Raw genomic sequence first — 14,030 nt, 5'->3', positions numbered from 1 at the left:
GGTCAACAATGGCATTGTTGCAGAAGTCTCCGGACCGGCAGGGTTCCGCGAGCTTCTGTAGGCTTACCGCATGAGTAAGCCGCCTTCTGCCAAGTACCGTACGACCAACTGGAAAGCCAACAACGCCGCGCTCAAGAGCTGAGGCTCACTGATGATCTGGCTAGACAAGAATCTCAAGTGGTAAGGCACGGCAAGCGGCAAGCTGGGTCGACCTCAAGTCTTCAGCAATGCGGCCATTCAGTTCTGCCTGACCATCAAGGGCCTGTTTGGGCGGGCCCTGCGTCAGGCGATGGGCTTCGTGGAGAGTTTCCTGAAACTGTCCGGGTTCGACTGGGTGGTGCCGGACTACAGCACGGTGTGTCGGCGTCAGAAGGTGCTACCCGTCACGATCAGTGCCCGCCCGAATACGGCAGGTTGACAGCACTGGCATCAAGATGCAGGGCGAAGGTGAGTGGAAGACCAAGAAACACGGGGCGGAGTACCGCCGTCAATGGCGCAAGGTCCGTCTGGGCATTGATGCCAAGACCTTGGCAATCCGGGCCATTGAGGTCACGAACAACGGCGTCGGAGATGCACCGATGCAGCCTGAATTGCTGAATCAGATTCCGCCTGAGGAAACACTCCTGTCCGTGAGCGGTGATGGTGCCTACGACACCAAGACCTACCATGAAACCATCGCCCGGCAGCCAGGCTGCGGCGATCATTCCGACGCGAAGAAACGGCAAACCCTGGAACGACAAGAACCCAGGGGCACAAGCTCGCAATGAGATTCTGCGGACAACCCGTCACCTCGGTCGGGTCATCTGGAAGAAATGGAGCGGCTACCATCGGCGCAGTCTGGTCAAAACCAAAATGCGTTGCTTCAAGTTATTGGGCGAAAGCGTCATGGCCCAGGACTTCGATCGTCAGGTTGCCGAACTGAAAATCCGTGCGGCGATCTTGAATCGCTTCATGCAACTGGGCACGCAGGTGACGGTACGTATGCCCTAAATCCGTCTGGGTTTTTTTGGGGGGCTCTGCCGTCAAACCTTTATTGCAACAAGGCCAACTGGAACTGAAATCGCTAGTGAAGAAAGAAAAAGATCAAACCGGTCACAAAATTTTTTACGTGCAGAAAGATGGGAGGCCGAAGCAAATATAGAAACGAGCGCCATTATAGAAATGCCCACCTGCATCTAAAAAAACAGCTGCTGGATTCAGACTGAAGATCGTCGGAAAAATTGGAGTGAACATATGTCAAGCAGCAAATGAAGTAAGGTTATTTTTATTTGAATTAAATTAACCCGGGAAATAAGAAAAATAAATGATTCAATTAAGAGAGACAGTAAGCAGTATCCGCCTCATACTGAGTTGCTCGTGACTTTAGAGTCTAAGCCATCATGATGGAGAGGTTGGGCATGAATAAACGATTCACGAGCGAATAGATTATCGCCTTCTTTGCTACACTGGACTGCCCCAGGCACCCAAGCCAATACTGCCAATGTCAGGTATTGGTTGAGAGCAGTCATGCTAGCACAAAAGCATTGTGTCCACTTCGGCTGACAAACCACCCCCCCCCCCCACAACACCAAACCCCCGGCTCTCGCCGGGGGTCTCCCTTTACTTACTCTTCTTCAACACCCGTCGCTCCAGCAAGGAGCGCTCCACCTGTGCGTCCATCATCCGGTGCAGATGGTCGGTGTAGGCGTAGACATTCATCCGCTGTGCGCTGAGCGAGATCAGCCGCTCCAGGTGGTTGAAAAAGCCCAGCCAGTAGCCGCTCTGCTCGGTGCGGCTGAAGTCGATGTCACGGGCGATGCGGCTGAGCAGGCCTTGGCTCACATAGGCCGGGTTGTCCTTGAACCATTGCAGCAGGTGGGCGGCGCATTCTCGGCCATAGGCGTAGGCTTCGGCGCGGCTGGATGGCGTGGGCGGCATTTGCCAGTAGTAGGGGTAGGTGCGTCCGGGAAGGCGGATGACGAAGGGCAACAGGATTTCCTGACTTTGCAGGGCCGGGGTACGGTAGCGCCGTCGGCGCGGGAAGAGGGATTGCGGCATGTCGTTACTCCTGCGATGAAACAAGATTAACAAGCTGCCTATCCAGGAGAGGATTTGGCAGGCGCGTGATGGGATTGGCATTACCGAGCGTTGCGACCGGCGAGCGCATAGCGCTCTCCCACCATGCACCTGCCGTCAGGCCATGGCGAAACACAAGCATGTGCGTAAACGCACATGCTTGCTGACGCAACGCTATTCGAGATGCCAATCTCGGTGCCGTTTTTTGCGGCACGCGGGGATTGTTGCCGACTATGCGGTCAGGGTCAAGGCGCGGTGGTCCTTGGTTTACGCTGGCGCGCGCCGGGCATGTGGAGATATGAAAGGCCTGGGACCAGAGTGCCTCTTCCCGGTCGCGGAGCACGCCCACCGTGGCGGGGCGGCCTAGCCTTGCTGGCAGTGCGCCTGGTGGGGCCGGGCCAACTCCGCTCTTGTTTTAATCGTCAGCGGCCTGCTCATCAGGGCGTGGCTGCTGCGGCGTGATCACCGGCTCAGCCTGCCGACGCTCAACCTCCTCCGCCTCGTGCTGAGGCGACGATGCCTCTTTGTTCTCTCTCTTGAACATATCGGGCGGGCTTGGCATCCGCATCAGTTGTTGCTGCATGCGCAAACTGTCCGTTATGGATTGGTGGATTTGCTTGAACGCCGGGTGAGAGGGGGAGAATGAATCCGCGGAGGCTGCTGCGCTGTATAGCGCTAGCAGCAGAAGGGTATGGATACGCATCTTGTTCCTGACAAAGTATCTGGCCGCGGGGGACGCGGCGCTTGGCTTGTATGGCTTGGCTGGCGCGCTTCCGCTGTGAGGGGGCGCGTGGCTGGACTGAAGACAGGCGGACGGAAGCGAACGCCTGAAAGATAGGGAATTCTATCTAACCATGCCCAAAGGTCAAGCCCACGGAAAATCCGCCGCCTGGCGCGGCGCGTGGGCGGGGGGCGTCGCGGGATCGTTGTTTTACGCAGGTGCGTGGATCAAGTCGCGGATGCCGGCTTCCACCGCTGCCGGGTAGTCGAAGCCGGCGCGGGCGGCCACTTCGCGCGCCACTTGGCTGTACAGCCGCAGCGTGGCATGGAAGGCGCGCTCGGCGTCAGCGGCGTCGAAGCGGCCAAATGCCTGATGCAGCGCTTGCCAGTGTGGCGGCTCGGCCCAGTGTTGCAGCCGGGTGCCGATATGCCAGCAGTCCGCCGCCACGCCGGGGCGGCTATGGGCATGCCACTCCAGCATTTCCAGCAGCAGTTCCTTCATGGTCCAGTCCCGAAATTTGACGACGAACAGCTCGCCGCGCGCCAGGTATTTGGGGATGTGAAAGGCCTCGAACCAGAACTCTTCCACCCGCTCGCGGAACACTTCCGCCGTGGGCAGGGCCGGTGTGGCGGGGCGGCCTTGCGGCGCGGACAGGCCTTGGGCTGTGCCGGTTTTGTCCAGCAGCACGCGGTAGCCGCGCTGGTACAGCGGGTCCAGCCCCTGCTCGCGCATGGCTTGCAGCCGGGTGGGGCCGGCCAGGGTGAAGTCGATTTTGACGCAGTCGCCGTAGATGGCCAGGCGGGTGGGCCAGGTTTGGCCTTCGCCCAGGCGCAGCACGGTGAGCAGGGGGCCGATGTCGCGCAGCCAACTGTCGTCCGCGGCCAAAGCCGCCGGGTTCGGGCCGATGATTTCCAGGTCCAGATCGGAATGGCTGTCGGCGCTGCCGTCATCGCGGGCAAAGGAGCCGGTGAGGATCAGCGCGTCCACGTCCGGGCGGCTGTGCGCCCAGGCGATGGCGCTGTCCAAGCGCTGGTTTTGCGGGGCAAAGCTCGACATGCGGGGCGCTTTCAGCGGGTGACGGGTTTGGGTAGGCCGCCATCGGGTCGGGAAGTTCCGGCTTTGAACCGTGGCGTGTCGGCTACTGACTGGTTTTCGGTTAGCGCGCGGCGGGCACTCCCAGGCTGTTCAAGGTTTCGGTCGTCATCAAGCTGGTGACCGGCAGCCCTTGCATGGTTTGGTAGTGGGTGAGCGCCTCTCGGGTTGCCGTGCCGAACACGCCGTCAATGCTGCCGCTGTAAAGCTTCAGGCGGGTCAGTGCAATCTGTACCCGCATGATTTGTAGTCTTCTCTTTTCGGCCAAGGATTGAGTCGGGCTACCTTGTGTAGCGGGGGCGCTGGCTGCGGTGGCTGGCCTGGAGTGGTTATAGATGGGGGCTGAGTGGCTGCGCGGGTAGGTCGTGTTGTTGGATGAACTGCCGCTGTCATCTATGGGGGCAGGGTTGTAGCTGTAGCCGCCTCCTGATCCTGAGTAATGAGAGGAGTGCGATGAATGGGAACGATGACTGGAGTGGGAGCGGTGTGATGCGAACAGATTGTCCAGCGGTCCATTCAGCGGGCGGAGTTGTACCGGGTCAAGCTTGAGCGGCTCCAGCTCTGGCGCATGGTTCAGCGCGGCGGCGCTCGCCTTTCCCGGGACCAGTGGTAATCCGGCTAGGAACAGCGTGAGTGATTTAATGAACTTGCTCATGGGTTTGCCTCATGGGAATGGCTTTGATTGCAGTGGGTTTCCAGCCGCGCTCATGCCAGGCGAAAAGACCGGAACAGGAGGATTGAACGGAGCAGCCTTGGCATTCGGGGGCATAAACCTGCTTCCAGTCCGAAATGCTGCGATGCGCATCCGGCCATAGCGTTTCCGGCAGGGCGCAGAGCGGGGTGTTCATCAGTACATAGGGCACTCGGCCGCGGCGTAAGGCGGTGGCGCCGGCCAGCAGTTGCGGTTGCCAGGCGCGCAAGTCGACTTCGCAGAGCTCGCGGTTGGCCAGCGCAAAGCCTATGGGTTCACAGCCCATCAGGGCTACTTGCTGGACAAAGGGCAGGTTGCGGGCAATGAAGTGGCAGAGTTCGGGCAATGCCCGCAGCACCGGCTCGATCAAGACTATGCGTAGTTGTATGGGGTGCTGGAAGTGTTGCAGCGTCAGCAGACCTTCCAGCGTGTGTTCAAAAGCGCCGGGAGATTGCACGACGAAGTCATGCAGGAAGTCCGCATGCCCATAGAGCGGAACGAGCCAGCGCACCGGTTGCGCCAAATCCTGCAGCAGGCTTTGCGCCAGTGGCGCTTTGGCAAAGAGCCGGCCATTGGTGAGAACCTCCAGACCGGTTTGCGGGTGCAGCTGCTGGAAGGTGTCGATCACTTCCCGCAGCGCGGTCCCCGTCAGCAGCGGCTCGCCGCCGCTGATGCCCAGCAGCGCGGGCGATGTCTTGATGTGACGGGCAAGCTGCAAGGCTTCATCCACCAGCCAGGAGTCGTCGTGCTGGGTGGGCGGTTGGGAGCACATCAAACAGTAGCTATTGCACCGGTTGGTCAGAAACAGGGAATGATGAGTGTCACTTTGCCGGTAAATGATGTGGGCGTTTTTTGAGCCGGGCGTCAGGGTGACGATGTCTTCTTGTTCCAGGCTGTCGGGAGACCCGGCCACCACAGGCATTGCGCTTTGAAACGTGGACTCTCCGTCTGGGAGATAGGCGGCCACATTATTAAGGCCGGCTTGCGTCAGTGTTTCCAGTTGACGCAGTTCTTCCTGGGAGGAAACGGGCACCAGGAAATTCAAACCTGGCTCCCATTCTTGTTGCAAGCTTGCCAGCGTGCTGACGCGGCAGAGTTGGCGCCGAGGGATGCCCTGGAGCTTGACTGCCAGTTTACGCATGGGCTTCGCCTTCCGTTCTTGGATGGGCCCAGCGGTGTGCAATGTCGAGGAAGTCGGGGCGGTCTTGCCGCAGCAGGGTGAACATCAGATCGAACATCCATTGGCTTTTCTGACAATGCTCGGTGAAGTGCACCGGGGCGTAAGGGCTGCCAAATTGGCTTTGGGCGTTGACGGGATCAGGGCCGCAGTAAGCGTTGTAAGCGCAGTCTTGGCAGCCGGGGGTGAATTCCACCAGGCTGGCCTGGATCAAGTTGCGTTGCGTTTCCGAGTTCAGCAGCGACTCAAGCGGCTCTCCAATGCGGCCAAGCCGCAGGGAGTGGTCTCCCATTTCTTTCAACATGCGAGCTTCGTCTCCGGGGTAGACAAAGCCGTCGTAGTTGTAGAGCAAGCAAGCCAGGCCGGCGCCGGTGGGGCTTTGCAGATCGACGAAGCCGCCATCGAAAGGGGAGAGAATTTTGTTCAGGTGGATTGCCGCGGACACTTCCACCAAGGGCTTGCCCTGCCGGTTCCAATACAAGACCCGTTCCAGCGCGGCTTGATAGAAGGTCTGGAATTCCTCCAGGCTATAGCCCAATTTGACTTGGTTGCGGCGAGCGAAGCCGTAGGAGCTTAGCCGCCGGATGAAAATGTCGTGGAATCCCAGCTTCACATATTCATCGACAATGGCTTCCGCCTGGCCCAGAGAGTCTCGCGTGGTGGTCATCAAGGCGGAGACGGCGTCATGGCCCAGCAACGCTCTGGCCATTTCAATGCCGGCTACGGTTCGCTCGTAGGCGTTGCGCGTGGGGGTTGGTCGGTTTTTGTTATGGAGCGCCGCAGGGCCGTCGATGCTGGTGGATAGGTAGACTTGGTGTTGGCGGAAGAAGTCGCACATTGCCGGGGTCAGCTGGTGCAGGGTCGATGCCACCACGAAGCGCAGCCGTCGTTGTTCGCTTTGGTTGCGTTCCAGCAGGTAATCCACGGCCTGTTGTATCAGGTCGAAGCGCAGCAGTGGGTCTCCGCCTTGGAATTCCACCGTCAGGGAGGGCGAGGGGCTTTCAAAAATGGTGTCGCACGCGGCGATGAGGTCGGCTGGCGACATAGCATGGCCGTCATCTTCAAGAGCGCGACTGACTTGGCAGTAGCGACAGGTATGGGCGCACTGCAAGGTGGGGACGATCAGGTGCAGGCTTGGGCCGGTCAGCACAGTTTCACGCTTGGCGGCGATACGGGAGGCAAGTAGCCGCAGCGAGCCGTGAGAGTGGGGGCTGCCCATGAAAAACTTGGATTGCAGTTCGGCACGCTTGGTATGGGGGAGGCTCGCCGGGGAGCTGATCAGTGTGTCCAGTTCCGCCGTTTGCAGGAAGGCGTGGTCGCCGGTGGCGCTGATCGCGACGAGGGAAGCATCGGGAAGCCGCCGGAATTGAAATGGATATAAAGAGGGCGAGTGGGGCATCTTAGCGCCCCAGGGTTCGGCGCAGGATGCCGTCAATCGACGCGCGGATATCGGAACAGGACTTCGAGTGGATTTCCTGCCTCAGCCTTTGGTCGATGAGGGCTTGAATCAAACGTTGTTGAAACGCCGCTGCAGACAGTTCATTTTCTACGGCGGCCTCCAAGGCCGGGACGGCGTTCTCATCCAAAGAGACTCTCGTGGCTCCGGGACAGAATATCAGGGCTGAGGCGAGTTCTTCCGAAGTCACGGGAAAGGGCAACGGGATAGGGTGCCATTGGTAGGGACGGGCAAGCCCTATTACGCTGATTGTTGGTTCTGCCATGCCAATAGCCTGCTCATTTGCTGCTAATCAATTGTAGATATGTGCAAGCATATTCCATGCTGTAAGCATTGTCTAATTGGGCAAGGCAGGTCGTGGCCTTTTCGGCCGGGCTGCTTGGACTCGCTCTTGGCGTGTGATCAGAAGGGGGGGGGCTGCCTGTCGTCTTAGAGCCTGTTTACGATCTTGCGAGCTAAAGGTGAGACAAGGTGAGAACGAGCGAAAAAGCGGAATGGTCGAGTGGTACATGAGCATTTGAGTGGGTACTCACCGTGCAATGCTTCACGAAGCGAAGCAGATCGTAAACAGGTTCTTAGCGCACGGGCTCGCTCAGCCGCCGCCGCAGCGCGGCGAGCAGGGTGTCGCAGGCGCTCAGTTGTTCCAGCGCCAGCCATTCGTCCGGCTGGTGTGCCTGGGCGATGCTGCCAGGGCCCAGCACCACGGCGGGGATGCCGGCTTGCTGGGAGAACAGCCCGGCTTCGGTGCCGAAGGAAACCTTGGCCGGCGCGCGGGCGTCGCCCAGCAGCGATTGCGCGAAGCGCACCACGTCGGCGTCCGGCGCGGTGAGCAGGCCGGGGTAGGCGCTGCGTTCGGTGAAGACGATGTCGGCGTCGGGGTCCACCGCGCGCATGGCGGGCAGCAGTTGTTGGCGGGCAAAGTCCATGATGGCGCTCAGCAGCGTTTGCGGCTCGTCTTCCGGCAGGTGGCGGATTTCAAATTCGAACTCGCCGTGCTCGGGGATGATGTTGAGCGCGCTGCCGCCGCGCATGGCGCCCACGTGCAGGGTGGTGTGGGGCGCGGGGTAGAGCGGGTCGAACGGGCCTTCTGCCGCGCGCCGGCGCGCCAGTTGGCGGATGAAGACGATGAGTTCCGCCGCGTATTCCACGGCATTGACGCCGGCCTGGGGCAGGCTGGAATGGCCGGCCTTGCCGCGCAGGCGCACATGGTAGGCGAGCTTGCCCTTGTGGGCGGCCACCACGCGCATGAGGGTGGGTTCGCCGACGATGGCCATTCTGGGCAGGGCCGGCAGCCCGCCCAGCACGTCTAGCAGCCGGCGCACGCCGATGCAGCCGATTTCTTCGTCATAGCTCAGCGCGATGTGTAGCGGGGTGCAGAGCCGGGTGGCGGCGAAGTCCGGCACGGCGGCCAGCACGGCGGCGATGAAGCCTTTCATGTCGGCGCTGCCGCGGCCGTAGGCGCGCTGCTCCCGTACTTGGAGGCGGAAGGGATCGCCGCTCCAGGCTTGGCCGTCCACCGGCACCACGTCGGTGTGGCCGGCCAGCATCACGCCGCCCCGGTCCGCCGGGCCGATGGTGGCGTAGAGGTTGGCCTTGCCGCCGTCTTCGCTGCGGATCAGCTGGCTGGAGATGCCCCAGCCGGCCAGGTAGTCGCGCACGAAGTGGATCAGTTCCAGGTTGGAACGGTGGCTGACGGTGTCGAAGCGGACCAGCCGCTCCAGCATGGTCAGCGAGCTGTAGCGTTGCATCATGGATCTCCCGCCACGCCGTAGCTGGGCGCATGCTGCGGGGTCAGTGCCCGGGTGAGGTAGGCGTCCATCTGCGGCTGGTAGCGGCGCCATAGCTCGGCCAGTTCCGCCACCGGCTGACCGTCGCTCCAGTCTATGCGCAGATTGATGGCCGGCCATGCGGTATCGGCTGTGGCCAGCAGGCCGGCGGAATGGATGGGGCCGGCCTCTCCGCCGGCGTCCACCGCGGCTTGCAGCGCCGCCAGCAGGCGTTCCGGCAGGCCGCCGCCGGCGGCTTCGTAGGCGGCCACCATGGTTTGGGGCAGTTCGGCCGTGGCTAGCAGGTTGCCGCCGGCGGCGCAGTCGCGGCCGATGGCGGCGCCATGCAGGCCCAGCGCGTGCCGGCCGGTGATGACTTGCGGCCGGCCTTGAAGCGGAGCCAGCACCAGTTGCCGCCACTCCAGGTGAGGGTCCGCCGCCAGCAGGCCGGCGCGCAGCGCGTCGCCCGCGCCGCCGGCCGCCATCAGTTCCAGCGCCAGCGGGCCCAGCAGCGGGTTGCTGACGTTCTGGCTCAGCGCGGCGCCCACGCCGGCGCGCACATGGGCGCAACGGCTGGCGACGCAGATGCTGGAGGAGGCGATGGCGACGCCCACCATGCCGCTGTCCCGGCAGCGGGCCGCGATGGAGAAGGTCATCGGCGGCGCTCCTCGGGGATGACGGCGGTGACGTCGATTTCCACCAGCCATTCCGGGCGCGCCAGCGCCGACACTACCAGGCCGGTGGACACCGGATAGACGCCTTTCAGCCATCGGCCCACCACTAGATAAACGGCTTCGCGGTAGCGTGGGTCGGTGAGGTAGATCACGATCTTGCAGATGTCGCCCAGCTCGCTGCCGGCTTCTTCCAGCAGCAGTTTCACATTGGCCATCGCTTGTTCGGCCTGGGCGGCCACGTCGCCTATGCCTACGGATTCGCGGCTGTCCAGGTCCTGGCCGATCTGGCCGCGCAGGAAGACGAGATTGCCGGCCACCACGGCCTGACACAGATCATTGTCCAGATTTTGCTCCGGATAGGTTTGCCGGGTGTTGAACGGGCGGATGCGGGTGTGGGTCATGGCGGGCTCCGTTAGGGTTGTGCGCGCTGGCCGGCGTCGCGGTAGGTGGCGTATTGGCGCTGGGTGGCGATGTGGTCGGCAATGAAACGGGCGTCGTGCCATACCCCCCAGAGGAAGGAGGAGCCGCGGTGGGACAGCCAGGGCAGGCCCAGGAAGTAGATGCCCGGCTCGCTGGACACGCCGCGCTGGTGTTGCGGCTGGCCCTGTTCGTTGAAGGCCGGGACTTGCAGCCAGCTGTAATCCGCGGCGTAGCCGGTGGCCCAGACGATGCTGGCGACGCCGGCCGCGGCCAGGTCCAGCTCAAGGATGGGGCGGGTCACGCATTCCGGGTCCGGCGGTATATGGTGCGCGGCCGGCTCCTCCGGCAGGTCCAGCCGGTTGCGTTCGATATAGGCGTCCGCCGCCGCCAGCAGGGCCAGGTAGTTGGCGTCGCCGCGGGCGAGGTTGTCGGCCAGATCCGGGGCGAAACGGGCCACGCCGCGTTCAAACGCTTGGGCGCTGCCCAGCAGGGTGAGGCCTTGTTGCGCCAGCGCGCGGAAGTCCACGGTGTGGCCGCCGCGCGCGCCGCTGACGGCGATGGTGACGTGGGCGGCGTCCGGTTTGGGGGCGGTGGCGGTCCATTCGCCCAATACGCCCAGCCACCAGCAGAAGTCGCGCTGGCGGTAGGCGCGCGGCGGGCGGTTGTGCGCGCCCACGGAGAGATAGACGCGCTTGCCGGCGCTTTGCAATTCGTCGGCGATCTGCAGGCCGGAGGAACCGGCCCCCACCACCAGCACCGCGCCCTCCGGCAGCTGTTCCGGCGCGCGGTAGTGGGCGGAGTGGATTTGCGTCAGCGCGTCGTCCTTGGGCGCGATGGCCGGGATGACAGGCTGTTGGAAGGGGCCGGTGGCGGCCACCACGCGTTCGGCCTGGAAGGCGCCGGCCGAGGTTTCCACGATGAAGCCGGACCGGTCCGGGTGGCGGCTGACTTTCAGCACCTCCACCCCGGTGCGGATGGGCGCGTTGAATTTTTGGGCGTAGGCGGCCAGGTAGTCCGCCACCCGCTCTTTGGGCGCGAAGGCGTCCGGGTCCAGGCCGGCGAATTCCAGGCCGGGAAAGCGGTCATGCCAGGCCGGGCCGTTGCAGACCAGCGAATCCCAGCGCTGGCTGCGCCAGCGTTCGGCGATGCGGTGGCGCTCCAGCACGATGTGGGGCACATCGTGGCGGCTCAGGTGTTCGCTGATGGCGATGCCGGCCTGGCCGGCGCCGATGATCAGCGTGTCTGTCGTTTCGATTGCCATCTTGACGCCTCCTGTCGCGTGCTTGACAAGGGCAGTCTACGAAGCCAGTCTGGATACGGAAAATAGTTATATCTTCTACATTGGATAATTTTTAATTATGCAATACACCCTGAGGCAGTTGGCTTATCTGGTCGCCGTGGCGGATCACGGCAGCGTCACTGAGGCGGCCAAGGCGCTGCACACGTCGCAGCCCGGCGTGTCCAGCGCCATCGCCCAGCTGGAGGATGTGTTCGGCCTGCAGCTGTTCATGCGTCACCACGCGCGCGGCGTGTCGCTGACGCCGGCCGGGCGCAGCTTCATCGCCGCCGCGCGTCAGTTGCTGAAGCAGGCGGAGGAGTTGACGCCGCAAGCGCAGGAGATCAGCCAGTCTTTGCGCGGCCGGGTGGCGCTGGGCTGTTTCACCACCATCGCGCCCATCTTGCTGCCGCGGCTGTTGTCCGCTTTGCGCGACGCTTACCCGGAGCTGGAGGTGGATTTGCTGGAGGGCGACGCTCGGCAGCTGCGGGAGGCGCTGGCGGACGGGCGGATCGAGCTGGCTTTGGCCTATGACCTGGGGCTGCCGGAGGGCTTGCACAAGTTGCCGCTGTCCGGCGCGCGTCCTTACGCCTTGGTGGCGGCGGATCATCCGCTGGCCGGGCGCGGCAAGGTGTCGCTGGCGGAGCTGGCGGCGGAGCCCTTGGTGCTGCTGGACCTGCCGCACAGCCGCGAGTATTTCCTGTCCTTGTTCCGGCAGCAGCGGCTGGAGCCGAAAGTGGGGCTGCGCACCATCAATTTCGAGCTGGCGCGCGGGCTGGTGGCGGCGGGCTTCGGCTACGCCTTGCTCAATTTGCGGCCGGAGGTGGACCTGGCTTACGGCGGCGGCAAGCTGGCCTGCCTGGACATTGCCGACGAGGTGCCGCGGCTGCCCATCATGCTGGCCTGGCCGCAGGCCTTGAGGCTGACGCGCAAGGCGGAGGCGGTGCGTGAGCTGTGTTTGCAATTATTGGGAGGCGCTGCCGACGAGGGACGCCCTGAGGGGACTTTGGCCGTTTGTTCATCCACAAAAACACATTTGTGATAATGTGGTACCGAGCTATCTATCTGGAGTAACAGGCCATGAGTCGTTTGACCATTGATGTGACCGAGCAGCAGCACCAGGCTCTCAAGGCCGCGGCCGCGTTGCAAGGTAAAACGATCAAGCAGTACGCTCTTGAGCGGCTGTTTCCTTCGGCATCCGACGAGGGCCAGGCGCTTGAAGATTTGAAAGCGCTGTTGGCCCTCCGCATGGCCGAGGCTCAGAGCGGGGAGGTGATCGACCGCAGCATCACCGATATTGCCGGTGAAGCGCTGGCATCGAGCAAGTCTGCGTGAGCAGGCCTTATATCCTTACCAAGAGCGCCGCCGCCGATATTCGAGAGCTCGCTCGCTACACCGCTAAGCACTGGGGCGATTCGCAGTGTCGGACCTATATCGAGCAAATCGAGAAGGCTGCCGCCGCTGTGGCAACTGGCAAAGGGGTGTTCAAGGATATGACTTCGCTGCTTCCCGGCCTAAGGGTGAAGGCGGTTGGGCGCCATTACATTTTCTGTCTTCCTCGGGTGAACGGTCCGGCTTTGATTCTTGCCGTCTTGCATGAGCGAATGGACATCATCGCCCGTCTCAGGGACAGGCTGGCTTATTCCGCTGAATAGAGGCGACGTCGGTTGATGCAAAGCTGTTCCAAGTGGGGAATGGCTTGGCTTGGCGGGTTTCTCGTCAGATTTTTCCAGGTTTTCAAATGAAAAGGCCAGGCCGCCGCCTGGCCTAGCCGCGCGCTCATCCATCCCTCTAGCGCAGGTCCATCTCCTCAGCGGTGCGGTCCACTGCGATGCGGGTCTTGTCTATGAGTTCGTCGATCTCGCTCCGGCTGATCACCAGCGCCGGCGCCATGATCATGCGGCCAAGCGTGGAGCGTAGGATCACGCCCTCATCAAAGCCTATGCTGCGGCAGCGCCAGCTGATGTCGGTTTCGTCGGCGAAGCGCTGCCGTGTGGCTTTGTCGCGGCAGAACTGCAAGGCCGCCACCAGGCCGGCGCCCTGGATTTCGCCCACCAGCGGGTGCTGGCCAAATACCTCGCGCAGGCAGGTTTGCAGATAGGGGCCGGTGTCCGTCCTGGCGCGCTCGACCAGGCCTTCGTCTTGCAGCACGCCCAGATTGGCCAGCGCCACCGCGGCGGCCACCGGGTGGCCGGAGTAGGTCAGGCCGTGGGCGAAGACGCCGCCTTGCTCCACCAGCGTTTCGCCGATGCGGCGCGACAGTACCAGGCCGCCCATGGGGATGTAGCCGGAGGTCAGGCCCTTGGCGATGCTGAGCGTGTCCGGTTGAAAGTTGAAATGCTGGTGGGCGAACCATTCCCCGGTGCGGCCAAAGCCGCCTATCACTTCGTCGGCGCATAGTAGCACCTCGTATTGGCGGCAGATGCGCTGGATTTCCGGCCAATAGCTGTCCGGCGGGAAGATCATGCCGCCGGCGCCCTGGAAGGGTTCGGCCACGAAGGCGGCCACCTTGTCGGCGCCCAGCGCCAGAATCTTGTCTTCCAGCTCTTGCGCGCATTGACGGCCAAACGCTTCCGGGCTCAGCCCGCCGCCGTGGGCGAACCAGTAGGGCTCGCCGATGTGCTCCACGCCGGGGATGGGCAGGTCTCCCATCTCGTGCATGAACTTCATGCCGCCCAGGCTGGCGCTGCCCACGGTGGAGC

General features: G+C 62.8%; 15 protein-coding genes and 1 pseudogene. 4 read left to right on the top strand and 12 right to left on the bottom strand.

Annotated elements, in window-relative coordinates; translation table 11 throughout:
- Positions 1-70 precede the first annotated feature (70 nt).
- A pseudogene (locus ACE3QM_RS12670) lies at positions 71-990 on the top strand (IS5 family transposase).
- Positions 991-1,599: 609 nt separating this feature from the next.
- Here ACE3QM_RS12670 and ACE3QM_RS12665 read toward each other — a convergent pair.
- The 11 genes from ACE3QM_RS12665 to ACE3QM_RS12615 all read right to left on the bottom strand — a co-directional run bounded on the left by ACE3QM_RS12665 (position 1,600) and on the right by ACE3QM_RS12615 (position 11,313).
- Positions 1,600-2,037, bottom strand: a complete 438-nt coding sequence (locus ACE3QM_RS12665) for a hypothetical protein (protein ID WP_374422319.1) — start codon at positions 2,035-2,037, stop codon at positions 1,600-1,602.
- Positions 2,038-2,470: 433 nt separating this feature from the next.
- Positions 2,471-2,638: a hypothetical protein gene (locus ACE3QM_RS12660; protein ID WP_374422317.1), complete on the bottom strand. Its 168-nt coding sequence runs from the start codon at positions 2,636-2,638 to the stop codon at positions 2,471-2,473.
- A 348-nt stretch (positions 2,639-2,986) separates the two neighbouring features.
- On the bottom strand, positions 2,987-3,832 hold the full coding sequence (locus ACE3QM_RS12655) for an aminoglycoside 6-adenylyltransferase (protein WP_374422315.1): 846 nt from the start codon (positions 3,830-3,832) through the stop codon (positions 2,987-2,989).
- A 100-nt stretch (positions 3,833-3,932) separates the two neighbouring features.
- Positions 3,933-4,523, bottom strand: coding sequence for a His-Xaa-Ser repeat protein HxsA (hxsA, locus tag ACE3QM_RS12650; protein WP_374422313.1), 591 nt, complete (start codon positions 4,521-4,523; stop codon positions 3,933-3,935).
- Positions 4,507-5,700, bottom strand: a complete 1,194-nt coding sequence (gene hxsC, locus ACE3QM_RS12645; protein WP_374422311.1) for a His-Xaa-Ser system radical SAM maturase HxsC — start codon at positions 5,698-5,700, stop codon at positions 4,507-4,509. Before hxsC ends, hxsA begins: the two co-directional genes overlap by 17 nt.
- On the bottom strand, positions 5,693-7,135 hold the full coding sequence (gene hxsB / locus ACE3QM_RS12640) for a His-Xaa-Ser system radical SAM maturase HxsB (RefSeq protein ID WP_374422309.1): 1,443 nt from the start codon (positions 7,133-7,135) through the stop codon (positions 5,693-5,695). Before hxsB ends, hxsC begins: the two co-directional genes overlap by 8 nt.
- A 1-nt stretch (position 7,136) precedes the next feature.
- Positions 7,137-7,322, bottom strand: a complete 186-nt coding sequence (locus ACE3QM_RS12635) for a hypothetical protein (RefSeq protein ID WP_374422307.1) — start codon at positions 7,320-7,322, stop codon at positions 7,137-7,139.
- 445 nt (positions 7,323-7,767) lie between these two features.
- Complete coding sequence (gene argE / locus ACE3QM_RS12630; RefSeq protein WP_374422305.1) at positions 7,768-8,943, bottom strand: acetylornithine deacetylase; 1,176 nt, start codon at positions 8,941-8,943, stop codon at positions 7,768-7,770.
- The gene (locus ACE3QM_RS12625; protein WP_374422302.1) at positions 8,940-9,614 is read right to left on the bottom strand and encodes a DUF1028 domain-containing protein; all 675 of its coding nucleotides are present in this window, start codon (positions 9,612-9,614) and stop codon (positions 8,940-8,942) included. Before ACE3QM_RS12625 ends, argE begins: the two co-directional genes overlap by 4 nt.
- Positions 9,611-10,033 carry a RidA family protein gene (locus ACE3QM_RS12620; protein WP_107799515.1) on the bottom strand — a complete coding sequence of 141 codons (423 nt, stop codon included), beginning with the start codon at positions 10,031-10,033 and terminating at the stop codon, positions 9,611-9,613. The genes ACE3QM_RS12625 and ACE3QM_RS12620 overlap by 4 nt, the downstream gene beginning before the upstream one ends.
- Before the next feature lie 11 nt (positions 10,034-10,044).
- The gene (locus ACE3QM_RS12615; protein WP_374422300.1) at positions 10,045-11,313 is read right to left on the bottom strand and encodes a flavin-containing monooxygenase; all 1,269 of its coding nucleotides are present in this window, start codon (positions 11,311-11,313) and stop codon (positions 10,045-10,047) included.
- A 97-nt stretch (positions 11,314-11,410) separates the two neighbouring features.
- Between ACE3QM_RS12615 and ACE3QM_RS12610 the strand changes: the two genes are divergently transcribed.
- The 3 genes from ACE3QM_RS12610 to ACE3QM_RS12600 are packed head-to-tail and all read left to right on the top strand — an operon-like array spanning position 11,411 to position 12,983.
- Positions 11,411-12,370, top strand: a complete 960-nt coding sequence (locus ACE3QM_RS12610) for a LysR family transcriptional regulator (protein WP_374422298.1) — start codon at positions 11,411-11,413, stop codon at positions 12,368-12,370.
- A gap of 38 nt (positions 12,371-12,408) precedes the next feature.
- A complete protein-coding gene (locus ACE3QM_RS12605) occupies positions 12,409-12,663 on the top strand; it encodes a DUF1778 domain-containing protein (protein ID WP_374422296.1) in 255 nt (84 codons plus the stop codon).
- Complete coding sequence (locus tag ACE3QM_RS12600) at positions 12,660-12,983, top strand: type II toxin-antitoxin system RelE/ParE family toxin (protein ID WP_374422294.1); 324 nt, start codon at positions 12,660-12,662, stop codon at positions 12,981-12,983. The genes ACE3QM_RS12605 and ACE3QM_RS12600 overlap by 4 nt, the downstream gene beginning before the upstream one ends.
- A gap of 136 nt (positions 12,984-13,119) precedes the next feature.
- Here ACE3QM_RS12600 and ACE3QM_RS12595 read toward each other — a convergent pair.
- On the bottom strand, positions 13,120-14,030 hold a 911-nt coding region (locus ACE3QM_RS12595), incomplete at its 5' end, for an aminotransferase class III-fold pyridoxal phosphate-dependent enzyme (protein WP_374422292.1).

The sequence above is a fragment of the Chromobacterium sp. genome, from assembly GCF_041912965.1.
GTDB lineage: Bacteria > Pseudomonadota > Gammaproteobacteria > Burkholderiales > Chromobacteriaceae > Chromobacterium > Chromobacterium aquaticum.
The sequence above is the reverse complement of the archived record's forward strand: the minus strand, read 5'-3'. Positions and strand labels throughout refer to the sequence as shown.